Source organism: Shewanella sp. M-Br (assembly GCF_036245925.1).
Taxonomy (GTDB): Bacteria; Pseudomonadota; Gammaproteobacteria; order Enterobacterales; family Shewanellaceae; genus Shewanella; species Shewanella oncorhynchi.
In genome coordinates, this window is sequence record NZ_BJBV01000025.1 from 25,592 (window position 1) to 48,561 (window position 22,970).

The 22,970-nt window shown below is 44.1% G+C and carries 24 protein-coding genes; 20 read left to right on the forward strand and 4 right to left on the reverse strand.

What is annotated here, in order from left to right; all coding sequences use genetic code 11:
• Positions 1–4: 4 nt before the first annotated feature.
• The 18 genes from AAA952_RS18640 (at position 5) to AAA952_RS18725 (ending at position 15,157) form a co-directional block, all read left to right on the forward strand.
• On the forward strand, positions 5–1,117 hold the full coding sequence (locus AAA952_RS18640; protein WP_113940820.1) for a flagellar basal body P-ring protein FlgI: 1,113 nt from the start codon (positions 5–7) through the stop codon (positions 1,115–1,117).
• Complete coding sequence (locus AAA952_RS18645; RefSeq protein ID WP_113940819.1) at positions 1,117–1,524, forward strand: rod-binding protein; 408 nt, start codon at positions 1,117–1,119, stop codon at positions 1,522–1,524. Before AAA952_RS18640 ends, AAA952_RS18645 begins: the two co-directional genes overlap by 1 nt.
• Positions 1,521–2,894 carry a flagellar hook-associated protein FlgK gene (gene flgK / locus AAA952_RS18650; protein ID WP_113940818.1) on the forward strand — a complete coding sequence of 458 codons (1,374 nt, stop codon included), beginning with the start codon at positions 1,521–1,523 and terminating at the stop codon, positions 2,892–2,894. Before AAA952_RS18645 ends, flgK begins: the two co-directional genes overlap by 4 nt.
• 11 nt (positions 2,895–2,905) lie before the next feature.
• Complete coding sequence (gene flgL / locus AAA952_RS18655) at positions 2,906–3,823, forward strand: flagellar hook-associated protein FlgL (protein WP_338258812.1); 918 nt, start codon at positions 2,906–2,908, stop codon at positions 3,821–3,823.
• A 12-nt stretch (positions 3,824–3,835) separates the two neighbouring features.
• Entirely contained in the window at positions 3,836–4,849 is a 1,014-nt protein-coding gene (locus AAA952_RS18660; protein WP_338258813.1) for a hypothetical protein, read from the forward strand.
• Between the two features lie 144 nt (positions 4,850–4,993).
• Positions 4,994–5,806 carry a flagellin N-terminal helical domain-containing protein gene (locus tag AAA952_RS18665; protein WP_006083386.1) on the forward strand — a complete coding sequence of 271 codons (813 nt, stop codon included), beginning with the start codon at positions 4,994–4,996 and terminating at the stop codon, positions 5,804–5,806.
• 218 nt (positions 5,807–6,024) lie between these two features.
• A complete protein-coding gene (locus AAA952_RS18670; RefSeq protein WP_113940815.1) occupies positions 6,025–6,828 on the forward strand; it encodes a flagellin N-terminal helical domain-containing protein in 804 nt (267 codons plus the stop codon).
• A 220-nt stretch (positions 6,829–7,048) separates the two neighbouring features.
• The gene (locus AAA952_RS18675; protein ID WP_113940814.1) at positions 7,049–7,867 is read left to right on the forward strand and encodes a flagellin N-terminal helical domain-containing protein; all 819 of its coding nucleotides are present in this window, start codon (positions 7,049–7,051) and stop codon (positions 7,865–7,867) included.
• Between the two features lie 302 nt (positions 7,868–8,169).
• A complete protein-coding gene (gene fliD / locus AAA952_RS18680) occupies positions 8,170–9,516 on the forward strand; it encodes a flagellar filament capping protein FliD (protein WP_113940813.1) in 1,347 nt (448 codons plus the stop codon).
• A gap of 13 nt (positions 9,517–9,529) precedes the next feature.
• Complete coding sequence (gene fliS, locus AAA952_RS18685) at positions 9,530–9,910, forward strand: flagellar export chaperone FliS (RefSeq protein ID WP_113940812.1); 381 nt, start codon at positions 9,530–9,532, stop codon at positions 9,908–9,910.
• Entirely contained in the window at positions 9,879–10,205 is a 327-nt protein-coding gene (locus tag AAA952_RS18690; protein WP_113940811.1) for a hypothetical protein, read from the forward strand. Before fliS ends, AAA952_RS18690 begins: the two co-directional genes overlap by 32 nt.
• Complete coding sequence (locus AAA952_RS18695; protein WP_338258815.1) at positions 10,195–11,379, forward strand: flagellar hook-length control protein FliK; 1,185 nt, start codon at positions 10,195–10,197, stop codon at positions 11,377–11,379. The genes AAA952_RS18690 and AAA952_RS18695 overlap by 11 nt, the downstream gene beginning before the upstream one ends.
• Positions 11,380–11,395: 16 nt before the next feature.
• Positions 11,396–11,863, forward strand: a complete 468-nt coding sequence (locus AAA952_RS18700; protein WP_131523400.1) for a flagellar basal body-associated FliL family protein — start codon at positions 11,396–11,398, stop codon at positions 11,861–11,863.
• Between the two features lie 11 nt (positions 11,864–11,874).
• The gene (locus tag AAA952_RS18705) at positions 11,875–12,591 is read left to right on the forward strand and encodes an RNA polymerase sigma factor FliA (RefSeq protein WP_113940808.1); all 717 of its coding nucleotides are present in this window, start codon (positions 11,875–11,877) and stop codon (positions 12,589–12,591) included.
• A 23-nt stretch (positions 12,592–12,614) separates the two neighbouring features.
• A complete protein-coding gene (motA, locus tag AAA952_RS18710; RefSeq protein ID WP_168825865.1) occupies positions 12,615–13,472 on the forward strand; it encodes a flagellar motor stator protein MotA in 858 nt (285 codons plus the stop codon).
• On the forward strand, positions 13,472–14,392 hold the full coding sequence (locus AAA952_RS18715; RefSeq protein ID WP_338258816.1) for a flagellar motor protein MotB: 921 nt from the start codon (positions 13,472–13,474) through the stop codon (positions 14,390–14,392). The genes motA and AAA952_RS18715 overlap by 1 nt, the downstream gene beginning before the upstream one ends.
• 34 nt (positions 14,393–14,426) lie before the next feature.
• Entirely contained in the window at positions 14,427–14,861 is a 435-nt protein-coding gene (locus tag AAA952_RS18720; protein WP_338258817.1) for a pilus assembly protein PilZ, read from the forward strand.
• Positions 14,862–14,869: 8 nt separating this feature from the next.
• Complete coding sequence (locus AAA952_RS18725) at positions 14,870–15,157, forward strand: hypothetical protein (RefSeq protein WP_113940804.1); 288 nt, start codon at positions 14,870–14,872, stop codon at positions 15,155–15,157.
• 64 nt (positions 15,158–15,221) lie between these two features.
• On the opposite strand, the gene AAA952_RS18730 is transcribed toward AAA952_RS18725, so the two are convergent.
• The 4 genes from AAA952_RS18730 to prmA form a co-directional block, all read right to left on the reverse strand.
• Positions 15,222–18,236 carry a UvrD-helicase domain-containing protein gene (locus AAA952_RS18730; protein WP_338258818.1) on the reverse strand — a complete coding sequence of 1,005 codons (3,015 nt, stop codon included), beginning with the start codon at positions 18,234–18,236 and terminating at the stop codon, positions 15,222–15,224.
• A gap of 312 nt (positions 18,237–18,548) precedes the next feature.
• Entirely contained in the window at positions 18,549–18,854 is a 306-nt protein-coding gene (gene fis, locus AAA952_RS18735; RefSeq protein ID WP_006083371.1) for a DNA-binding transcriptional regulator Fis, read from the reverse strand.
• Between the two features lie 16 nt (positions 18,855–18,870).
• Complete coding sequence (gene dusB / locus AAA952_RS18740; protein ID WP_338258847.1) at positions 18,871–19,839, reverse strand: tRNA dihydrouridine synthase DusB; 969 nt, start codon at positions 19,837–19,839, stop codon at positions 18,871–18,873.
• Positions 19,840–20,013: 174 nt separating this feature from the next.
• Positions 20,014–20,895, reverse strand: coding sequence for a 50S ribosomal protein L11 methyltransferase (gene prmA, locus AAA952_RS18745; protein WP_338258821.1), 882 nt, complete (start codon positions 20,893–20,895; stop codon positions 20,014–20,016).
• 453 nt (positions 20,896–21,348) lie between these two features.
• Here prmA and AAA952_RS18750 point away from each other — a divergent pair, with 453 nt between their 5' ends.
• Positions 21,349–22,071, forward strand: coding sequence for a fumarate reductase cytochrome b subunit (locus AAA952_RS18750; RefSeq protein WP_338258822.1), 723 nt, complete (start codon positions 21,349–21,351; stop codon positions 22,069–22,071).
• A gap of 171 nt (positions 22,072–22,242) precedes the next feature.
• A complete protein-coding gene (locus AAA952_RS18755) occupies positions 22,243–22,914 on the forward strand; it encodes a fumarate reductase cytochrome b subunit (RefSeq protein WP_338258823.1) in 672 nt (223 codons plus the stop codon).
• The last annotated feature ends 56 nt before the right edge of the window (positions 22,915–22,970 follow it).

The following is a 22,970-nucleotide window of genomic DNA, read 5'->3' on the forward strand; positions in this document are numbered from 1 at the left end:
TTTGATGCTACGTTGTTTATTATTGTTACTTTTGGCTACTGGTACACTGCAAGCGGAAGAGCAAAGCCGCTACTTGATGGATATTGTCGATGTGCAAGGTCTGCGTGATAACCAACTCGTGGGTTATGGCTTAGTCGTCGGGTTAAATGGGACGGGTGATCGCTCTCAAGTTAAATTTACCAGTCAATCTGTCGTCAATATGCTTAAGCAGTTTGGTGTACAGATTGATGATAAAACCGATCCTAAGTTAAAGAACGTCGCCGCTGTTGCTGTGCATGCGACTATTACTTCTCTGGCGAGCCCAGGACAATCCTTAGATGTGACGGTTTCATCCCTTGGTGATGCAAAAAGTCTTCAGGGCGGAACCTTATTAATGACGCCTCTTAGGGCTGTCGATGGTGAGGTTTACGCGGTAGCGCAGGGCAACTTAGTGGTTGGCGGTATTTCTGCCGCCGGTCGTAATGGATCATCTGTGACTGTGAATGTGCCAACTGTTGGCACTATCCCCAATGGTGCCTTACTTGAGGCACCAATCAAAAGTAACTTTAGTGATAATGAAGACATCATATTAAACCTTAAGGATCCCAACTTTAAAACCGCCCGAAATATCGAACGGGCTGTTAACGAACTATTTGGCCCCGATGTTGCGCGTGCGCAAGATCATGCCAAGGTCCTGATACACGCGCCTAAGTCGAATCGAGAGCGTGTGACTTTTATGTCAATGCTTGAAGAACTCAAGATTGACCAAGGCCGACGTTCACCTAGAATCGTGTTTAATAGCCGTACGGGGACAGTGGTATTAGGGGGAGATGTTGTGGTTCGTAAAGCCGCTGTGAGCCATGGCAATCTGACAGTGACTATTGTTGAACGTGAAAACGTGAGCCAGCCTAATGGCGCTTATCTTGGTAATGCCGCAGGGGAAACCGTGGTGACTAATGATAGCCAAGTATTGGTCGAGCAAGGTAACAAACGTATGTTTGTTTGGCCCGAGGGCACGGCAATTGAAGAAATCGTGCGTGCCGTAAATAGCTTAGGTGCGACACCAATGGACTTGATGGCAATTCTAGAAGCTTTGGCGGAAGCGGGCTCTTTAGAAGCTGATTTGGTGGTGATTTAATGAAAGTTGAAAATACGGGCGGTTACTTAAATAAGCTGAATGCTGATGATTTGATTAAGGCGAATGGCGAGCAAGGTGCACTTAAATTAGTCAGTCAACAATTTGAGGCGCAGTTCCTGCAAACGGTACTTAAGCAAATGCGCTCAGCCACCGACGCTATGGCCGATGAAGATAATCCTTTAACCTCCAAAAGCAATAATGGCCTTTATCAAGATTTACATGATGCGGAATTGGCAAGTCGTTTAAGCCAAGTCAATGGTATGGGCTTGGCTGACGTGATGACTAAGCAGCTATCACGTTCATTTCAGTCTGAGAAAGATCCGGTCGCCTTTGATCCTCAACAGATGACAACAACAGCGATGCAGCCTGCACTTATTATGCGGCCCGTTGTGAAGGATTTTAAATGAGCATGTTGAACATTGGTAAGTCTGGCTTATTGGCAAGCATGGCCGCATTGAATGCAACCTCAAATAACGTTGCTAATGCTATGGTTGCAGGCTATTCACGTCAGCAGGTGATGTTAAGTTCGGTTGGTGGCGGTGCTTATGGCTCCGGCGCGGGCGTGTTTGTTGATGGTGTTAGACGGATCTCTGATCAATACGAAGTCGCGCAGTTATGGCAAACAACGAGTGCTGTTGGTTTTTCTAAAGTGCAAAGTAGTTATTTGCGTCAGGCTGAACAAGTATTTGGTGCCGAAGGGAATAATATCTCAAAAGGCCTAGATCAATTATTCGCCGCCCTTAATTCATCTATGGAACAACCTAATCTCATTGCCTATCGACAAGGTGTACTTAATGAGGCTAAGGCCGTTGCCCAAAGAGTGAATGCAATCAACGACAATATTGATTCGCAACGTAACCAGATCAATGGACAGCTTGGTTCGTCCGTAAAAGAGATCAACTCACAACTAAATATTATTGCCAGTTTCAACCGCGACATTCAGGCGGCGAGTGTGACAGGAACGATTCCCCCTGCACTGCAAGATAGTCGAGATGCTGCGATTGATGACTTAGCTGCGATTTTAGATATTCGGGTTGTTGAAGATAGCCAAGGCATGGTCAATATCTCGCTGGCACGAGGTGAGCCGCTATTGACGGGAAATACTGCCGCTAAGTTAACGAGTAATCCCGATCCCACCAATCCTAAGAACGATTTGGTGACTATCCAATTTGGTGCTAGCCAGTTTAATGTTGATGAAACCGCTGGTGGCAGTTTAGGTGCCTTGCTTACGTACCGTGATGTGCAGCTTGCGGATTCGCAACAGTACATAGATGAATTAGCGGTCATGTTAGCGACAGAGTTTAATTCTATTCTTGCTTCTGGCACTGACTTAAATGGTGCGACACCGTCACAGGATTTATTTACTTATCAAGCTAATAACCCAGGAGGAAGCTTATCTCTAACGGCCGGTTTTACGCCTGATAAACTTGCCTTTGGTAAAGATGGTACCCAAGGTGATAACGCAAATTTAAAAGCTTTAGTACAGCTAGCGAATAAAGAACTGAGTTTTACTAGTCTTGGCAGTAATACAAGCTTAGCGGAATCCTTTTCCAGCAAGGTTGGCCAGTTAGGTTCTGCTTCTCGCCAAGCGATTTCATTTGCTAAAACCAGTGTAGATTTGCAAAAAGATGCGCAGTCCCAATGGGCGAGTACCAGTGGTGTGAATCCCGATGAAGAAGGGATCAATTTGATCATCTATCAGCAGTCATATATGGCAAATGCGAAGGTGATTTCCACCGCAGATCAACTGTTTCAAACTATGCTTAGTAGCTTTTAAGGACTTTATTCATGCGTGTAACAATGCAAAATTTATACACTAACAATTTAAACAGTTTGCAGAACACGACCTATGATGTGGCACGTTTGAATCAAATGCTCTCTAAAGGTGTTTCAATACTATCGCCTTCGGATGATCCTATTGGTGTTGTTCGGGTAATGGATAACCAACGCGATTTAGCACTAGTACAGCAATACATTAAAAATATCGATTCCTTAAGTACCAATATGAGCCGATCTGAAACCTATTTATCGAGTATGGTTGAGACGCAGCAGCGGATGAAGGAAATCAGTATCGCCACTAATAGCTCAAATCTCTCGAAAGAGGATAGAGCATCCTATGCTTCTGAAATGGAAGAACTCTTAAAGGGGTTAGTGGATAATATTAACGCCACTGATGAGTCGGGTAATTATCTCTTTTCGGGTAATGCGATTGAGAAAGCTGCGGTAGTTAAGGATGCTGCTGGGCGATACGTCTACCAAGGTGATGCTAGCGAGAGAACGGTACAAACGTCTAGCTCTTCATGGACTACGGCTAATGTCACCGCCGAAAAAGTCTTGTTCTCCAATGCTGGTCAAGATATTTTGAATCAAGCAATGGACTACATTAACGTATTAAATGATCCAAGCTTATCACCAAGCGATCCTGCTTTTAGTGCGTCCGCGAGTGGAATACAAACAGCGTTAAGTGAAACCTTAGATAGCATAGGTGCAGCTATTACCGATTTCGGTGGCAAGCAAAATAATCTCGCGTTAGTTAAAAGCTCCCATGAAGAAATGGTGTTGTTTAGTAAACAAGTGATAGGTGAAACGCAGGAGCTCGATTATGCCGCTGCCACTGCCGAGTTCAATGTCAAATTAACCGCATTAAAAATTACCCAGCAAACTTTTGTACAGATAAGCCAGCTGTCCCTTTTCAATCATATGTAGGTAATGAGTTAAATGATCAAAGGGATAGGTGAGTCACTTAGTCAGTTACGCCAAAGTCAGACGGTAACGTCTCATTATGTTGCTCCGATATCAGGTGCGCCCCGCAGTGCACCGAAAGCGAGGCCCATACCTAAGCATAGATTGGAAGCCTATGGACGTTGGGCCAAGGTGACTCAAGAGCAACATAATATTAGTGCATCGCAAGTGGTGTTACAGAGCTTGATTTCAGCCAAAAGTATCCTAGGTCAACTAAACAAACAGCTACAAACCTGCTTGTCCAGTAAAAACACAGTTGTTGAAGATGCATTACATAAAGCGGAGGAGTGTCGAAGACAATTAATCGAGATTAGGCCTTATTACCAAGGAAAGCGTTTACTCGATCATCATTTGAATTTGATTTCAGCATCTCAGCCTGCGGCATTACATTTTTTTAGGTTCCGACGAGTCGATCTCACATCACCTAAGAACCGCGATGAGCGGATTACGCTTTTTACTGAGAAGCAAACATTACATTTGCTTTTACCTGCCAATAAAAATCGCTTAGAGCTACAAGATATCATAGAGCCTGTTTTAGCTTCGATTGGGATAAGTATTGACCGCTTATCGACCAATGACACAGTGTTTACTGCACAGCATGAGACTTGGATGAAGCTCAATGGGGGGATTTTAATGGTTGGCGAAGGGCAAAGATTGCCAGCGGGTGAGCCGAGGAATATACCATTAGAAGAGAAATTTAGTTGGCAGGATCCCCGTGAATGGAATTTTACGGATACTGAAAAGTTAAAAATGACATTGGCTAAAGTGTCAAAGGTAGATAAAAAAGTCACAGTGCAAATTGATGATATTAAAGCATCCCACCGTTTACTACTGGTGAAGGTTAAGCAATTGACCGCATCTAGTCAGCCCAAATTTGAACTCCAGCATTTGCATAAATTTATGCAACCCTATCCTTTTGCCTATCAAGTAACATCTTTGATGGCGCAGGGAAATACGAACCGCGAACAGGTTAGCGCTCTGCTGCTCTAATTTTTGAAGCGAACCCTAAGTGTGATTATTTAATTTTTGAAAATAAGCTATTTGGCTTCAGTGATGAGCTTTTCATGTCGCCTTAATGAGTTATGCCTGGATTCAGGCCTAACCAAAACAATCGTTATTTTCTGGAGAACTACTATGTTAGGTGTTCATACTAATTACGCTTCAATCGTTGCGCAGGGTGCTGTAAATAAAAGCAATAACCTTTTAACTAATGCTATGGAGCGTTTGTCGACTGGTTTACGTATTAATAGTGCATCTGATGATGCTGCTGGTCTGCAAATTGCTAACCGCATGAGCGCTAACGTAAAAGGTATGGAAACGGCTTCACGCAATATTTCTGATGCGACCTCTATGCTGCAAACCGCTGATGGTGCGTTAGAAGAATTAACGACCATTGCTAATCGCCAGAAAGAATTGGCTACTCAAGCCTCTAACGGCGTTAACTCTGCGGCTGATTTAACGGCATTAAATGATGAGTTCACGCAATTGAACGCCGAAATAACGCGTATTGTAGAAAATACCACTTATGCTGGTAATAAATTATTCGATACTGGTGTATTGACCTCTGGTACGGGCGTGAAATTTCAAATTGGCGCCGGAACAACGGAAACAATGGATGTTAAATTAGGCGCAATTCCTAAAACTGTCGCAGGTACTTTAACAGGTGGTACCGCCAATGCTGCGATTGCCCTTGTGGATACCTTCTTAGCCGCTGTGGGTACTGAGCGTTCTACCTTAGGTGCCAACATTAACCGTCTTGGCCATACTGCCGCTAACTTAGCGAGCGTTACCGAAAACACTAAAGCCGCTGCAGGCCGTATTATGGATGCCGACTTTGCGGTTGAATCTGCCAATATGACCCGCAATCAATTATTAGTTCAAGCAGGTACAACGGTACTGTCTTCAGCTAACCAAAATACGGGTTTAGTGATGGGCTTACTGCGCTAATTTTATTCAATTAGTCAGTGTTAGTTTTAATGCCAGTAAGCTTAGCTTGCTGGCATTTTTTATGGTGTTTGTGCATGCCATTTCAGTCTAGCTTTTACAGTGCTATACACTCTATTTTTTAAATATCGATTTTAGTTGTGTGCTGTTGCTGTCGCCTTAGTTAGTTATCCCTGAACTCAGGTCTAACCCCGCTACTCGTTATTTAATGGAGAACTTATATGTTAGGTGTTCACACTAATTACGCTTCAATTGTTGCTCAAGGTGCTGTTAACAAAAGCAATAACCTATTGACTAATGCAATGGAGCGTTTATCGACAGGTTTACGTATCAATAGCGCATCTGATGATGCTGCTGGTTTGCAAATTGCTAACCGCATGAGCGCTAACGTTAAAGGTATGGAAACCGCTTCACGTAATATTTCTGATGCGACCTCTATGCTACAAACCGCTGATGGTGCGTTAGAAGAATTAACGACCATTGCTAATCGCCAGAAAGAACTCGCCACTCAAGCGGCAAACGGTGTTAACTCTGCTGATGATTTAACGGCTCTGAATGATGAGTTTACTCAATTAAACACCGAAATTACCCGTATTCTCGATAATACAACTTATGCCGGTAATAACTTATTCACCAAGTTGGAGGCTGGTGTTACCTTCCAAATTGGTGCCGGAACGGGTGAAAAATTGGTTGTTACAACAACAGCCATAGATGATGCTGCGCTGGCTGCTGGTGATTTAACTACTGGCGCGAATGCGGCAATTGCCCTTGTTGATACGTTCATCGCAGCAGTCGGTACAGAACGTTCTACACTAGGCGCCAACATTAACCGTCTTGGACATACTGCAGCTAACCTTGCCAGTGTGACTGAAAATACCAAAGCTGCCGCTGGACGTATTATGGATGCTGATTTCGCGGTTGAATCTGCCAATATGACCCGCAATCAATTATTAGTTCAAGCGGGTACAACGGTACTGTCTTCTGCTAACCAAAATACAGGTTTAGTGATGGGGCTACTGCGTTAATTACGCCGAGTTGAGTTAGTTTTAAGTGCCAGTAAGCTTAGCTTGCTGGCATTTTTTATGGCGTTTTGTGGATGCCATTTAAGTCTGTTTTTATAGAGGTGATCCCATCTATTTTTAAATAAGTTTTAGTTTTGCGCTGTTGCTGTCGCCTTACTTAGTTATGGAGCTATACCGGGATTCAGGTATAGCCAAGATAACTGTTTTTTCTAGGAGAGCTGATATGTTAGGTGTTCACACTAATTACGCGTCAATTGTTGCACAAGGTGCTGTTAATAAAAGTAATAATCTATTAACTAATGCTATGGAGCGTTTGTCGACGGGTTTACGTATCAATAGCGCATCTGATGATGCAGCGGGTTTGCAAATTGCTAATCGCATGAGCGCTAACGTAAAGGGCATGGAAACGGCTTCACGCAATATTTCTGATGCGACCTCTATGCTGCAAACCGCTGATGGTGCGTTAGAAGAATTAACGACCATTGCTAACCGCCAGAAAGAATTGGCGACTCAAGCATCAAACGGCGTTAACTCTACAGCAGATTTAAAAGCGTTGGATGATGAATTTAAGCAATTAAATGCAGAAATTACCCGTATTGTAGAAAATACAACCTATGCGGGTAATAACTTATTTAAAGATGCCACTGATGGTGTACTCGTCAAAGGTGTGACCTTTCAGATTGGCTCGGATGGAGCAGAGCAAATGTCAGTTACCTTAGGTGCTATTGATAAGACAGTCACTGGTGATTTGTTGACTTCTGCAGCCGCCAATACGGCTATCGGGGCTGTTGATACCTTCTTGGCTAAAGTTGGGACAGAACGTTCAACCTTAGGTGCCAACATTAACCGTCTTGGCCATACTGCGGCTAACCTTGCCAGCGTAACTGAAAATACTAAAGCCGCTGCCGGCCGTATTATGGATGCCGATTTCGCGGTTGAATCTGCCAATATGACACGTAATCAATTATTAGTTCAGGCGGGTACAACGGTACTGTCTTCAGCTAACCAGAATACGGGTTTAGTCATGGGTCTATTGCGTTAATGTTATTGGGCAAGTGATGTCATTGGTCACGGCTAAAATGCCAGTTAGTTGCGCTGACTGGCATTTTTATTTTAGCCACGGTTTATGTATTGGTCGATAGTCGCTAAACCCGAGATTGAAACCTATAAGGTTCATGTTTTAGGGGGTAATTTTCGATAACACAAAGTGGAAGATGGTTTTCCTGTTTAAGTGTTCATGCGGAAGTATTTAGCTGTGTTTGGGCCAGTTAATTATTTAAATTCATTTAAAAACAGTAGCTTGTTTTTGGCATGCGTTTTGCTCTAGAACGAGTGGAGGTAGTCATGATTTCAGGTATGAATGCAGCACAATTTGCTCAGCAACTGATTGGCGCAGACCGCGCAGGTAAAGATACGCTTTACAAAGGCAAGCTAACTGCCAGCAAAACACAGTTAGATGCTTATACGTTGCTCGAAAATAATATGAAGAAGATGGCCACTAAGCTGAGTGAAATGGGTGGCGATGCAGCTAAAGGCAAAATTGCTACGGTTACGGGCGAGAATGCGACCGCGACAGTTAAATCTGATGCGCCTAAGGGCAACTATGATTTGAGTGTGCATAAACTTGCGCAAGCGCATCAACTGACTAAAGCCTATTCCTCTGAAAGTGAATTGTTGCCAACGTCGGGTATTATCAGTATTCAAGTCGGTAGTGATCCGACTAAGCGTATGGAAATTGATTTGGCAACGGTTAATGGCGGTGCGGCTATTTCTGTGTCTCAGTTACGCGATGTGATCAATAAACAAGTGGGTAATCCTGGTGTGCAAGCGTCATTAGTGCGCACAGGTAACCAAATCGAATTTATGCTGTCTTCAAAGGAATCGGGTGTCGCGAATCAAGTGAAGGTAGAGTTTAACGGTGCCGATTGGGGCATGACAGAACGTCGTGCAGCACAAGATGCGGAACTCACATTAAACGGTATCAGTATTACCAGCAGTAGTAACTATCTAGAAAATGTTGTTGATGGTGTCAGCCTCGAATTAGTCAAGGTGCATGCGGCTGGTGAAAGCAGCATGATTAAAGTCACAGACGATTTTGAAGCGAATAAGAAAGCGGTTAAGGATTTTGTCGATTCATTTAATTCTTTAATGACGCAAATTAATCAATTAACTCGTTCTATGGGCGTTAAAACCTCTGATTCTGGCTCTTCCGATAAAGATAAGGAAGACAAAACCACTGCAGTGAGTGAAGCGCAAATTGGAGTGTTGAAGGGGGATACCTCTATTCGCCTTCTCCAGTCTAAATTACGTGATTCTGTATTTGCAACGGCTGCTAATGGCATGCGTTTGTCTGATATCGGGATTGAGATTGGACGAGACGGAAAACTAAAAATTGATGATGCTAAGCTGACCGATAGCTTTAAAAGTGATCCAGAAAAAGTACAAGCCATGTTTACTGGTCCTGACAGTTATATCAAAAGCATAGAAAAGACCCTAAAACCTTTTACACAGTTTAATGGCTATATCGATCAAAAGCAGGAAGCGCTAAATAAGCAGATTAAAAGTGTGAATGACAGTATGGCGCGCCATGATTATCAGATGAATCAAAAGTATCAGATTTATTTAACCCAGTTTACGGCAATGGAATCCACCATTAATCAATTTAATTCCGCAAGTCAGTTGTTTTCATAGGAAGCAGTAAAAAATGTTAAATGAGTACGATCCATTTAATGCCTACAAGCAAACCGCTTTAGATGCACAAGTAGCGGCAGCAACAACCCATGACATGGTGCGTATGCTACTTGATGGTTTATTGGAAGAACTAGAGCGGACCGCTGGCCATATGGAATACCAAAGGTTTGAGGCGAAAGGAATGAGTATCCATAAGTGCCTTAATATCGTGCATGGCTTGGACTCTATGCTTGACCTTGAAAATGGTGGTGAGGTTGCCGTGAGCTTACATCGTCTCTATGACTTTTGTAGCCGTCAGCTTGTCAGCGCCAGTGTTGAAAACAGTGCTGAAGCGCTAGTTCCAGTGACTCAGGTGATTACTAATGTCAGAGAAGGATGGACAAATCTCAATTAAGCAGTGGGCGCGTTTTGCGAATGCTTTACGCCAATATGCAGATGCTCAGGATTGGGAAAGCGTCCGAAAAGTGAACATCGCTTTGATCAAAGCACTGCAACAGGCTGGTGAGGCTCATGATATTGAGCAGAAATTGGCACGTGCAGAATTAAAGCGGGTTCATTCCCAAGTGCTGCAAGAGTTGATCTTGGCTCGTGATGAATTAGCCGCTGAAATGGGCCGCTTTAAGGCGCAACAACCAGGTTTAGCAGCCTATCAATTAACACAAGTAAGTGGAGCTTTGGATGATCTCTGATCTTCTTTCAACTCGTCCTGTTGGCACAAATACCAGCTTGACGACTAAAGTGACAAGTGCAGTTGATCAAGATAAATCTGAGTCATTTACCTTGTTGGGGTTGCCAGTCGGATTGTCTGCAGCGCCTCTCCCGTTAGAGGGGACTCAGTGGACTCAGAATGGCGAACATACTTTAGAAAGAGATGCTGATACTTTTTCAAATCAATATGTTAATAGTAGTTTTATTGATTCGGCTCCTTTTGCGTCTATAGTTCCTGCTGCACAGGGATTGTCTCCGTCACTGTTAAATACTGAGATTAACTCAGCGCCTATTATTCAAGATGGCTTAGCCGCCACGCCTCAGAACAGTCTCGTTTCACCGACTGCTGTCGCGCCGTTTGTTCCTGTGATTTTTCCTGCAGAAACGGTTAAAACGGATCCGATAGGTCGAACTCCTGCGTCTTTAATTGGGCTTTCAGCCACAGATCAAAGAGGAACGCTATTTAGTTCAGGGATGACCTCATCTATGGCTCTTGCAGGAAGTCGTACTCACCCTGCGGGTATGAGTGGCGAATCCTTGAAAATGAGCGGCGTATTTACGCAGGATTCAACGCTGGCAACTTTCTCTGGGGATTTTGAGCATTTGAAATCTGACTCGTCAGTGTTTCAGCGTGTGTTGGCAGAACTTAGGGGGCATGAAGTTAAAGATATTAATGCGATAGGATCTCAGCAGGTTGCGGGTACGCAGGCTGCAAGTGCTACTCAATGGGGCCCTGTATCTCTCACTCCCATGGCTTCTTTAGCGCAGCATTCTCAGGAGATCCTTACTCCCTTAAGAGAGCATCTTCGTTTCCAAGTCGATCAACATATTAAGAAAGCCGAATTAAGGTTAGATCCGCCAGAGCTGGGCAAGATTGAGCTCAATATTCGTTTAGAGGGCGATCGTTTACAGGTACAAATGCATGCAGTAAATCCGGCAATTCGAGATGCATTACTCAATGGTTTAGATCGTTTGAGAGTGGATTTAGCAATGGATCATGGCGGTCAAATTGATGTTGATATTGGCCAAGGAGAATCGCAACAGCATCAACAGGAAACTGCATTATTCTCCTCGTCGATAGCGGCTGAAACTACAACGGATAATGTAGTCGATGTTATGGCGAGAGAGAAATCCCAATTAGATTTATTGGCTTAAGTGCCGGAGTCGTTTCATGGCAATTTTAAAATCTCGTTTAGTAAAGATCATTTTAGCGTTACTTGTGCTCATTAGTTCGACCGCAGGTGCATTTTGGATTGGGACAAGTAGTGGAGATTGGAAGCTAGCAGAGCTTTTTGCATCGGAACCTGAAGTCGAACCTGTGCCAGTTGCCAAGTTTTACCCGTTAGAAAAGTTTGTGATATCGATTCCTGGGGATAAGTATCCCCATTACATGCTGCTTGAAATGTCATTAAAAAGCCGTAATCCCAATATGAAAACGGTGTTGCTGGAGTCAGATCCACTTATACGAAACGCTATGATGAAGATGTTCTCACGTAAAACATTTGAGCAGTTGAACCACTTAGATCAGCTTGACAGTTTACAATCAGAGGCGTTGATATTGATGGTTAAAGTGCTGTCAGATAACCAATTACCGTCAGATATTGATGAAGTGCTCTTTACTCGCATGGTGATCCAGTAAGAGGCCTTATCATGACAGCAGCGGGCCAACTCGCATATCAACAAACCTGTGATTATCCAGTCGAAGAGCGTCAATCTGAACAACAGATTATTCGACAATACTTGCCATTAATCAAACGTATAGTCTCGCAGATGCGCAGTCACTGCGGCGTGATGTTATCCCTCGAGGATATGGAGCAAATTGGCATGATGGCCTTGCTTGAGTCATCACGTCGGTATCCTGGTGAGCTGGATAATGGATTTATTTCCTTCGCTGGGCAACGGATTCGTGGTGCCATACTCGACGAGTTGAGGCGGCAGGATTGGCGCCCTAGGCCTGTTAGACAGCAGGCCCATGAGCTTAATGATGTAGTTAGACGTTTGAGTCGAGAGATGGGACGTGAACCAAGCGATCTTGAAGTGGCCAGTGCGCTTGGGCTTAGCGCGGAGGATTATCGGGAACGTTTATACTCGACGCAAGCAGAGTCGATGAAAAGCTTAGATGAGTTGCTATTGGGCGGTGATCATCCAGTAGATAGAAGCAATGATGTTGAGCGGTTAATGCTGAAGCAAACCTTGATTAAAGTTATTTCAAAATTAAATGAAAGAGAACAGCTAATTTTGTCGCTTTACTATCATCATGAGCTGAATTTAAAAGAAATTGCTATGGCATTGGGATTGACTGAAACGCGTATTTGCCAGCTGCATAAATCAGCAATTTCACAGTTAAAAACAATATTGCAGCGCTAAAGTTTAAAAGTGAGAAGATCGTAATGAGTAAACTAGTTGGGCTGTTAATCATTTTAGCTTCTGTGTTTGGTGGATATGTTTGGGCTGGTGGAGCTTTGTCTGCATTGTGGCAGCCTGCTGAAATTTTAATCATTATGGGGGCCGGAGTTGGAGCGCTCATTATTGCTAACCCACAATCAGTATTAAAAGAGATGTTTGAGCAGTTAAAAGAATTATTTAATAAGGGCAAAGAAGATCCTGAATTATATCCTCAGTTATTTCCTTTGATGGGCACTTTAATGGCTCAGATCCAATCTCAAGGCTTAAAAGTGCTCGATGAACATTTAGAAAATCCTCATCAGAGCTCTATTTTTCTAATGTACCCAGCCGTGCTCAATCACCCAAATGTTTTACAGTTTTTAATTGATAACTTACGAGTGCAGTCTATTGGGAAAATATCTCCCCATGACTTAGAGCATATCCTAGAAGAAGAAATTCATCGTATAGAAGAGGACAGATTACGGCCATCGGAAGCTTTTAGTAAGGTGGGAGAGGCTATGCCTGGCTTTGGTATTTTAGCTGCTGTACTCGGTATTATCATTACTATGTCTAATATTGATGGCCCAATTACTATGATTGGTGTCAAAGTTGCCGCGGCATTAGTCGGTACATTTATTGGTATTTTCGCGTGTTATTGTTTCTTTGACCCAATGTCAAAGGCATTAGAACATCTAGTTGATCGCAAATCGGCACAGCTTCGGTGCATCGCCGCTATTTTAGTGACCTTTTCAAAAGGTAAACCACCAATGATGGCTATTGATGCGGGACGGAAACAAATACAAAGTGAAAATCGTCCTTCATTTATCGAGTTAGAACGTTGGATGGAAGGGCAGAGAAGCTAATGCTCCATAAAAATGAGCCGATTATTATCAAGCGGCGAAAGCGAGGAAAGCGTAATCATGGGCATGGTGGTGCGTGGAAAGTCGCTTTTGCCGATTTCACGCTTGCTATGATGGCGCTCTTTATGGTGCTGTGGATCATGCAAATCGCTGATCAAAAAGAGCGAACCATGATAGTGCAGTATTTACGTGGAGATATGAATCCCACTGGTCCAATGAATCCATTTGAGCTAAGTCAGTCATCTTCGATTATTGATTTAGAAGGAAATATGTCTATTGCTCCTCCAATCATACCTTCCAATTCTATGCCTAGAGGTTCGGAGTCAGAAGGATTAGAGGAAGGTGCGCTCATCCCTGGGCAATTTGATACTCAGGCGCAATTAACTGTGCTCGCCAGAGAATTGAATCGAGTCGTGCAAAGCTCGAGCATGGCTGAAAACATTGCCGTGACGATTGTGCCTCAAGGCATACGCATCTTAATTCACGATAATGTGAATCAATTTATGTTCACGCGGGGCAGTGCACAAATGCAGCCCTATTTTGAAGAATTACTTTTATCTTTAGGGCCTATTTTAAAAAATATAACTAATAGCATGGTTATTTCTGGTCATACGGATTCAACGCCCTATGCGGGCAATTTATTTACCAATTGGGAATTATCGAGTGAAAGAGCACTATTAGCACGTAGAGTTTTAGAGCGTGGCGGGGTTAAACGCGATCAGGTTATTCAGGTGACGGGAATGGCTGATCAGGTTCCTTACATCACTTCGGATACTGCTGCGGCGGCTAATCGTCGGATTGAGGCGCTTATTTTAACCTCCTCTGCTGAACAGTTATTAAGAGGCATGATTGGCGCTCCGAACGATACAGTCCCAAGTGGCGTTACAATCAACGACATTAAGCGCCAAGCAAACACTCGCTAGTGTTAATACCCGCTCTCATTTGTTAGGGATGACTATGAATCTGTATGAAGAGTTTGTACATTCTGAGGATGAAGTTGAAGCGACCCCTGAGTATCAGATTATTGAATTTGATAATCGTCGAACTCATCAAAGATTTAGCCTGAGACGAAATAAAAGAGCGCCACTCGCATTTGCATGCGATGGCCTGACAGTAAATTTATCAACAACTCGCTGGTTTGTTATTACGCCGATTGGAACTGCAAATATAAAAGATATTAGCATTGGCGGTGTTGGGATTTTGTGCAATGAACCACTGCCAGTAGGGAGGAAATTCTATATTGAACTTGAGCAAACACGAGTCTTATGTGAGGTAACTCGAGAACAGACGATTAAAGGTCGATTGAAGTTCTTAGGCGCTCGCTGGATTTATCGTGATAAAGCTGAAGTCCAGAACTTGATTGATGCAATTAGATTACGGGCGAAAATATAGGATATGCAATGGCTGCATCTTTTCATCGAAACGGCTCGGATAAATTACAGAAGGTCTTTCTGTATCTTATTCTGCTGAATTGGCTATTGCTTATTATTGTTGCACTCAATATGAATACATTACGCTTTAGCCATGGTGTTATGATTTCAATTATGATTTTTATCTATAATTATTTTCTGGCTCATTTATGTTTTATTCGTGCTGCCAGAGCGCAAGATGCTTATCTCATTTACCCAGTGGTTATTGGCGCACTCAGCTCCTTTTTCCTCGTTGTTTATTTCTTCTTTTTACTCTAAATCCCCTGCCTATAAAAATGAGTTGCGACTCATTGTTATAGGCTTTTGTTGAGCATTCTTGCATCTAGCTCACATGCTTTTTGGGTCGCTCGCTTGGGAGCGATAACTTGGCCTTGTTTAGAATATTCATGCAGCTGGGTAGGTTTTGCCCGCGGTAATTGCGACAAGCCCAAAAGGGGCCGAATCGACCATCTTTTAATAGCATATCGCCACCACAGAGGCTACAAAGTGGTGCTATATGACCACAGTTCTCATTCAAACATACCTTAAAGCCAGCAAAGCGTGTGCGGGTCATTGGGCTAGCACAGAGCTCACAACCTTCTTCCTTGTGATCGCAAAGGGGAAAATGTGAGCAGGAATAAAACGATTTAAATTTTCCCGTTCTAGGCTTAAGCGTTCCCGTGCTACAACGCACGCATTTTATGTCTTCAAATAACCTTTGTACTAAAGAGGTGCTGAACTCATCTTGTTCAATTGCGTAGCCTTTTGTAAGCAGTTCGGTGACGAATGGGCTCACGTCTGTCATATCGGCAATCACATAGGCGCGGTGTTTTGCCCGCGTTAACGCGACATAAAACAGTCGACGTTCTTCTGCAAATTCAAACGCTTCCGTTTTTGGTAAAAATGCATCTAGTATCGGAGGAGTGACTTTCATTGAAGGGAAGCCATGCATTCCCGTCTTCATCCCCATGATCACCACATAATCGGCTTCTTTCCCTTTCGAAGCATGAAAAGATTGGCACTCGATTTTCAAGTTAGGGTACTTAGCCTCGAGTTGGTTTACTTGGGTTTTATCGGGTAGCTGAAACCAAAAACGTGCCAGTAAATAGACGCTTGCCACGCTGTTAAGTTTGTCACTTCTAGCGCTTATCCTTGCACTAATGGCCATTAATGATTGTTCCAGTGCATTTGGGCTTGGTTCATTTAGGTTTGACTGCTCGTTTTCTCCGCGGCGTAATATTGAGACTGCAGGGTAGGCGACCTGCATGAGGGAGCGAATGTCCTTCCTCAATTGCGTGGGATTCTGGGTGACAAACTGAGTGGCAACTTGCCCAATACTACTGTTAAACCTAAAAGTCAGATCCAAGTAGCTTTGGGCTGTTGGGCCAAAATATTGGCTAAATTGCGTGGTTAAACTTACATCTGCACCGCTAAAACGATAAATTGCCTGCCAGTCATCCCCGACACAAAATAAAGACGCCAACGCTTTAGAATGGGGCGCACAGGAATCCCTCAAGGCACGTACTAAGCGGGCACGTGGTTCTGAAATATCTTGGAACTCATCCACCATAATGAAACGCCACGGGCTAATAAATTGCCCGCGTTGCAGATACGTCAGCGCTTTGCCAATCATGTCCTCAAAATCAATGTCGCCATTTATTGCTAAATGTTGCTCATAGCGCGTGATTATGGGCTCAAGCAGTTCGAATGCCTTGCGGGTCTGCCGAGCATCGGCGGCGCGAGCAAATACCCCCTCAAGTCCATGTTCATCAAGGCAAGCCGCTTTATACAGCCCTATCAGCTGACTAAACATTTTTGCCAATTCGGTCACGCGGCCAAGTTCATGTAGGGTTGCTAGTATGGCTTCATCGGGTAAGGGCGCATATTGTACTTTAAAGACCTGTAAAGCTTGCTCAAGCTTACTGATTAACAAACCTTTTTTATGTTGGTAATAAAATAGCTCAACACACTTAGTGCCATGCTGTTGATGTAGCTGGCGTTTCCATACCATCGATTCCAAGTATTTCTGGTTATCGATATAAGGAGCGGTATGCTGGTGTTCATCAATACCATAGTATTCAAGATAAATTTGGTATTCGGGTAGATAGAAATCGGGTTGATACTGACGAAAATCAATACTGCGCACATCATGCTCGTACTTAGCTTCATAGACATATTCGATGCCATTGCTAAATAGCCAGTTGGCAATGTAGAGCTCACCAAAGCTTTTGACTCGCTCACCTTTAAGACTGCGAATATCGTTATCATTCAAGTATTGAAAATACTCGCCTTCCATATCGAACTCGAACGGGCTTTTTTCAACATAATAGAAACGGCTGAAATATTCGAAAAGTTGTTTACGGTAAGCCTCATCTTCAATCAAAGTCTCAAGGGTATTGTGCACCCACAGCTCTTTGGCTTTGTCATCCTCCGCTAAAGGGGACAAACTCGGTTTTGCTCGCTCAACGTCGGCGATAATTTTTGAGCCTAAACTGTGGAAGGTGCTCGCCTTGATATCATCCGTACCGAGCCTGTTTTTAATCCGCTCATCCATCTCGTCAGCCGCTTTACGGCCATAGGCTAATAGCAATATTTCATCGGCTTTTGCTTGACCACTCTTAAGCAAATATCCTGCTCGACCAACCATCACACTGGTCTTTCCCGTGCCTGCGCCTGCCAATAACAAGTTATTGTTATCATCGATAATACAAGCTCGGCGCTGTTTTTCGGTTAAGGGGTTAGATTCTACATGCTCAAAATAGTCAGCAAATTTAATGAGCTGCGACAGAATATAATCTTCACGCAACTGCTTTATATCGGCGCGAGTCCAGCGGTGGATTTGCTTAAGCCTCGCTAACCCTGTGTGTAGATTTCTCGCTAATGGCAGGTTTTCACACCAAGGGAACCAGCGCTGGTATTCGCGCGCGACTCTGGCTTGTATCATTTCTAAACGTGATTCACGTAAATAAGTGTGTGTCAGTGTCTTATCCACTTTCGCCATTAACTCAGCAACGCGCGGCCCATTGGCATTTGCCCAATACTGTGCGATTTGATTGCTAAATTGATGCTGTGCAAAATAGCTGAGAAACGGCAGTTGATAGGCTTTGCCTAATACCGTGAAACCGAGTAGATAACCTAGTGGACTTAAGGTAAAAAATGGTGGGGAATCGAGCTGTTGCCAGGTAAAACATTCGTCAGCTTCTACTTTGTGAGCGCTGCGAGAGTGAGCAAAAAAGCCGCCTTTAGTGCGATTAATGCTAATACCACTCGTGGTGAGTTTTACCGCATCAGCTTTGCCAATAAAGAAACGGCCAAACCAACTGTGTTTGATATCTTGTTCAGAGTGATTCAATGACAATGTAAAACCTACGGCTAAAAAGTTTTAGAATTAACAGACTGATTTTTAAATGCATTATAACTTAAAACACGATGGCTCGTGTCAAGGTTGTGCTATGGGCTGTATGGATTATTTATTGATTTTGGTCTCTAGATGGAGCAAAACTTAGGTATTCGTTAACTAGGTCTTAGTTTGAAGTGAGATGAATGATAAACCAAGCATGATTTTGACTGTGTGTAACTATGTATTAGAAAGGCGTGTATCAGAAAGCAAAAAAGCCTGAATCTCTTCAGGCCTTTTCTTTTTTCAATACAACAGCTTAATCCTTGCGGATTAATTCATGCCGTATTTTTTCAATTTTTTACGCAGAGTACCACGGTTGATACCTAGCATGTTTGCTGCGCGGGTTTGGTTGCCACGAGTGTGTTGCATGATGATGTCAAGCAGAGGCGCTTCAACTTCGCTTAGCACCATTTCATAAACTTCTTGTGCTTCCTGACCGTCCAACTGTGCGAAGAAGTTAGTTACGGCACGCTTGACGGCGTCACGTAATAACTGGGGCTTGATAGTGCCGTTTGCTGTTTCGATTTTGCCAACGGTAAGCTGGTGAACTTCTGTGTTAGTTGTCTGATCAAACATTCTATTCTGCTCTTTATTAATTCTGTACTAATTCATCAAAATAACATTCCACGAGGGAATACTGTTCTGCAGCGGTTTCCAGCCGATTAAAGTCAGCCCTAAATTGGCGCTGAGCTTCTTGGTCTAGGTACCATCCCATATGTTTTCTGGCGAAGCGGATACCCTTGTATTCACCATATAAGTCATACAGTTTGGTGAGGTGTTCCAGCATCGCTTGACGCTGTTCGGCAACCTCAATGGGCGCTAGCTTATTACCCGTTTCCAAGTAGTGCTGGATTTCTCTGAAAATCCAAGGCCGTCCTTGAGCACCCCGTCCTATCATCAAGGCATCGGCACCGGTGTATTCCAGCACAAAGCGGGCTTTCTCCGGACTGTCGATGTCCCCATTGGCGACGACAGGAATCGAGACATTCTGTTTGATTGCTTTGATCGTGTCGTACTCGGCGTTGCCTCTGTACATACATTGTCTCGTGCGGCCGTGAACGGCGAGCGAGGCGATGCCACAATCCTCTGCAATCTGGGCGATTTGAACACCATTCTTGTGTTCTGGCTCCCAGCCGGTGCGAATCTTTAACGTGACAGGCACATTCACTGCGGCGACCACGGCTTGTAAAATCTCTTTTACCAGCGGTGGATTTTGCATTAGCGCCGAGCCTGCCAGCTTTTTATTCACTTTTTTCGCCGGGCAACCCATATTGATATCAATGATGTGAGCACCTTGTTCGACATTGAACAAGGCAGCTTGCGCCATTAAATCAGGATCAGCCCCTGCAATTTGCACTGAGCGGATGCCTTCCTCGCCAGAATGCGTCATGCGCTGGCGGCTTTTATCTGTATCCCAAACCTCGGGATTGGATGAAAGCATCTCGGAAACCGCTAAGGCTGCACCATAACGAAGACAAAGATTGCGGAAGGCTTGATCGGTGACACCTGCCATTGGTGCCACGATCAGCTGATTGTTCAGTTGATAGGGTCCAATCTGCATTTTATGTTTCACCTTAGCTCTTCAAAGGGGCGCTATAGTAGCCCTTTTTGTTGGCCGTGAAAAGGTCAATAAATGACCTGGAGGTAATTTTTTTTCTTGACTTTTAATTGACGAGAAGTCAGAGGTCAAATTGTTGGAAGCCAGCGGTGGCGCATGTTGCGCCACCCTTTAGCGCTATTTACGCTTACCTGTCAAGCGACTCCAATCTTCTTTGTGAGCCGCTGCGTCCATATCGAACCATTGGCTATAAAAGTCAGATATTTCTTGGGCTTGTTCTTTGAGGAGACCGGAAAGGGCAAGTTTGCCACCGGTTTTTACGCGTTCTGCGATCAAAGGCGCTAATTCTCGCAGAGGGCCTGCAAGAATGTTAGCGACCAGTACGTCGGCTTTGAGATCGGCGGGTTGGTCTTCTGGTAAGTACAACTCCAGCTTGTCAGCGACATCATTGCGCTCGGCGTTGGCACGCGAGGCGTCGATGGCTTGATAGTCGATATCGATACCTGTGACTTTTTTTGCGCCCAGTTTCAGTGCGGCTACGGCTAAGATGCCTGAACCACAGCCAAAATCGATCACTTCTTCATCGCTTAAATCTAAGCTGTCTAGCCACTCTAAACACAGTGCTGTCGTGGGATGAGTGCCAGTACCGAAGGCAAGACCCGGATCTAAGATCACATTGACTGCGGTTGGATCAGGGATTTCGCGCCAGCTTGGGCAGATCCATAAACGTGTGCCAAATTGGATTGGGTGGAAGTTATCCATCCATTCGCGTACCCAGTCTTTATCTTCAATTTGTTCGACTTTATGGCTGAAGTTCTCACCGAGGAAAGGCAAGGTTTTCAGCATGGCGATGGTCGGTGTCAGATCGGTTTCTGCATCGAATAAGGCCACTACCACGGTATCGCGCCACAGTGGGGTTTCGCCTAATTTAGGTTCAAAAATAGGGGTATCTTTACCGTCTTCGAAGGTGATAGAGACTGAACCTTCTTCCATGAGCAAGTCGCTGATGGTTTCAGCGTCATCGCTATTGGTGTTTATACGGAGTTGGATCCAAGGCATGGGGGCATCCTGTGACTGAGTGTTCATAAACTAAGGGTTCAAAATATCGCGGTATTGTATACCCAAACTATCCCAAAATGCAGGATGTAGCGGGAATTTAAAGCGCTTTAGGTAAGGTCGTTTGGTTATCACTAGGGTTTAGGTTCGACGACTGGCTATCCTGGTATTGCGCTTTTGTCTATACAGACAAGGGGTTAGCTGGCGGGTATGGATTGGTGTTGAAAACCGAATTGTCAGTTTCATTATTTGATATAACACCATGAAATATATTGGTTAATTGGTTTTACCTTTGTTTGGTTTGGTGCGTTTTTTGTGATCTTGTTCTAAGAGTTGCACTCAATCAGGTGAGTTGGCTCACGCTTTAAATCTGTGATGCTGAAGCCGGATCTGCGTTACTGCTATGGTGTAGTTTGCCAAGAGGTGCCAACGACAAACGACATAGGTGAATCCAAGATGACAAGCATAACTCGAGTTCACAATAGGGTGAGTACATCGCAAGGTCATCCTTGGTCAGCAAAGGCTGACAGGCTGCAGAGTGCGACAGGGATTATGCTTGGCAGCTTTTTACTATTACACATGCATTTTGAATCGAGTATTTTGCTGGGTAAAGAGGCTTTTTATCGGGTCGTTCATTTGCTTGAAGGTGGAATGTTTAGCAGCACAGGACATGGTTTTCCTATAGTCACTAAAGTGTTTTCAGTGTTTATGCTATTGGTGGTGATAGTACATGCCGCGGTGGCGCTACGGCGTTTTCCGGCGCAGCTAGGGCAATGGCGAGCCCTGCGTTCGCACATGGGGAATATCAAGCATAAGGATACCCATGCGTGGTTTTGGCAACTGATCACCGGCTTTATCTTATTTTTCCTCGTTCCTGTTCACCTCTTCACTATGATTTTGAATCCCGAAATTGGCCCGCATTTATCAGCTGAGCGGGTTTATCACGATAATGCTTGGTTGCTGTATGCGCTGTTACTTCCCGCTGTAGTGGTACACGCCATGATTGGTCTCTATCGCGTGGCGGTAAAGTGGGGCATAACCACTAAACGTTCAGGGCTACGAAAAGTCGCTAAGGTGTTGATTATATATCTGCTATGTCTGGGGACTGCGAGCCTTGTTTCATATCTATTTATCGGTAGCGAGCTCGGTATTCCTGTGCAGCCCTTCGTACCTGAGTAGGTTTTAAGCCAGCAGTAGGATTTTGTTTCACTGCTATTATTAAGCATTAGGTTAATTATTCAGCACTCAATTGATCTGGCTCACGTTTTCGTGTGGATGTGTGAGCGATATTAGTTTGCGATAAGACTTAATGAGATTGGCTCGATAAGGTCAACGGCGTGAGGCGATAGGATGGCGATCAAATTAAATATTAAAAAATGGAGTGCTTGGCTGGATTTAAGCCAGAGTTTGTCTGGGGTAATACTCGCAGTCTTTTTGTGGACCCACTTAGTGTTAGTGTCATCGATTTTATTGGGTGCGGATGCCATGAGTTGGGTGGCACGCACTATGGAGCTGAGTTTTCTGTCCGCTGATGGACACGGTTATCCTTGGGTAGTGACTTGTATTGCCATTGGTATTGCCATTTTGGCGTTAGTGCACGTGTTAGTGGCATTGCAAAAATTACCCATGAGTCTGCGTCAGCAAAGGGCTCTACGCCAACAAATGCAAGTGATCAACCACAGCGATACTCGCTTGTGGCGTTGGCAAGCCATTACCGGTGTCGTGATTTTACTGCTGTTGCCTGTGCATTTGTGGCTTATTGGCTCGGCTCCCGAAACCATTGGCCCTCAGGGAAGCGCCGTTCGTATTTGGAATCAAGGTGTCTGGATGGTTTATCTGCCTTTGCTGCTCACTGTGGAGTTACATGCAGCAATTGGCATTTACCGTGTGGCTTTGAAATGGGGGGCGGCGCGGGATCTCAACAACCGCAGTCGATTACGTAAGATCAAGACCATAGTGAGCGTGCTATTTGTCACTGTTGGTGTCGCCTCACTTCTGGCATTTTTACCCTACGCGAGTTAATTCCGCTTTTAATCAATGATTAAGTTAATCAGTGAATAGAATGTCGAACATAAAAA

Excerpts from the sequence above, each read along its gene's own strand:
- AAA952_RS18640 (WP_113940820.1), top strand. The coding sequence starts at position 5 with ATGCTACGTTGTTTATTATTGTTACTTTTGGCTACTGGTACACTGCAA.
- AAA952_RS18645 (WP_113940819.1), top strand. The coding sequence starts at position 1,117 with ATGAAAGTTGAAAATACGGGCGGTTACTTAAATAAGCTGAATGCTGAT.
- flgK (WP_113940818.1), top strand. The coding sequence starts at position 1,521 with ATGAGCATGTTGAACATTGGTAAGTCTGGCTTATTGGCAAGCATGGCC.
- flgL (WP_338258812.1), top strand. The coding sequence starts at position 2,906 with ATGCGTGTAACAATGCAAAATTTATACACTAACAATTTAAACAGTTTG.
- AAA952_RS18660 (WP_338258813.1), top strand. The coding sequence starts at position 3,836 with ATGATCAAAGGGATAGGTGAGTCACTTAGTCAGTTACGCCAAAGTCAG.
- AAA952_RS18665 (WP_006083386.1), top strand. The coding sequence starts at position 4,994 with ATGTTAGGTGTTCATACTAATTACGCTTCAATCGTTGCGCAGGGTGCT.
- AAA952_RS18670 (WP_113940815.1), top strand. The coding sequence starts at position 6,025 with ATGTTAGGTGTTCACACTAATTACGCTTCAATTGTTGCTCAAGGTGCT.
- AAA952_RS18675 (WP_113940814.1), top strand. The coding sequence starts at position 7,049 with ATGTTAGGTGTTCACACTAATTACGCGTCAATTGTTGCACAAGGTGCT.
- fliD (WP_113940813.1), top strand. The coding sequence starts at position 8,170 with ATGATTTCAGGTATGAATGCAGCACAATTTGCTCAGCAACTGATTGGC.
- fliS (WP_113940812.1), top strand. The coding sequence starts at position 9,530 with ATGTTAAATGAGTACGATCCATTTAATGCCTACAAGCAAACCGCTTTA.
- AAA952_RS18690 (WP_113940811.1), top strand. The coding sequence starts at position 9,879 with ATGTCAGAGAAGGATGGACAAATCTCAATTAAGCAGTGGGCGCGTTTT.
- AAA952_RS18695 (WP_338258815.1), top strand. The coding sequence starts at position 10,195 with ATGATCTCTGATCTTCTTTCAACTCGTCCTGTTGGCACAAATACCAGC.
- AAA952_RS18700 (WP_131523400.1), top strand. The coding sequence starts at position 11,396 with ATGGCAATTTTAAAATCTCGTTTAGTAAAGATCATTTTAGCGTTACTT.
- AAA952_RS18705 (WP_113940808.1), top strand. The coding sequence starts at position 11,875 with ATGACAGCAGCGGGCCAACTCGCATATCAACAAACCTGTGATTATCCA.
- motA (WP_168825865.1), top strand. The coding sequence starts at position 12,615 with ATGAGTAAACTAGTTGGGCTGTTAATCATTTTAGCTTCTGTGTTTGGT.
- AAA952_RS18715 (WP_338258816.1), top strand. The coding sequence starts at position 13,472 with ATGCTCCATAAAAATGAGCCGATTATTATCAAGCGGCGAAAGCGAGGA.
- AAA952_RS18720 (WP_338258817.1), top strand. The coding sequence starts at position 14,427 with ATGAATCTGTATGAAGAGTTTGTACATTCTGAGGATGAAGTTGAAGCG.
- AAA952_RS18725 (WP_113940804.1), top strand. The coding sequence starts at position 14,870 with ATGGCTGCATCTTTTCATCGAAACGGCTCGGATAAATTACAGAAGGTC.
- fis (WP_006083371.1), bottom strand. The coding sequence starts at position 18,854 with ATGTTTGATCAGACAACTAACACAGAAGTTCACCAGCTTACCGTTGGC.
- dusB (WP_338258847.1), bottom strand. The coding sequence starts at position 19,839 with ATGCAGATTGGACCCTATCAACTGAACAATCAGCTGATCGTGGCACCA.
- prmA (WP_338258821.1), bottom strand. The coding sequence starts at position 20,895 with ATGCCTTGGATCCAACTCCGTATAAACACCAATAGCGATGACGCTGAA.
- AAA952_RS18750 (WP_338258822.1), top strand. The coding sequence starts at position 21,349 with ATGACAAGCATAACTCGAGTTCACAATAGGGTGAGTACATCGCAAGGT.
- AAA952_RS18755 (WP_338258823.1), top strand. The coding sequence starts at position 22,243 with ATGGCGATCAAATTAAATATTAAAAAATGGAGTGCTTGGCTGGATTTA.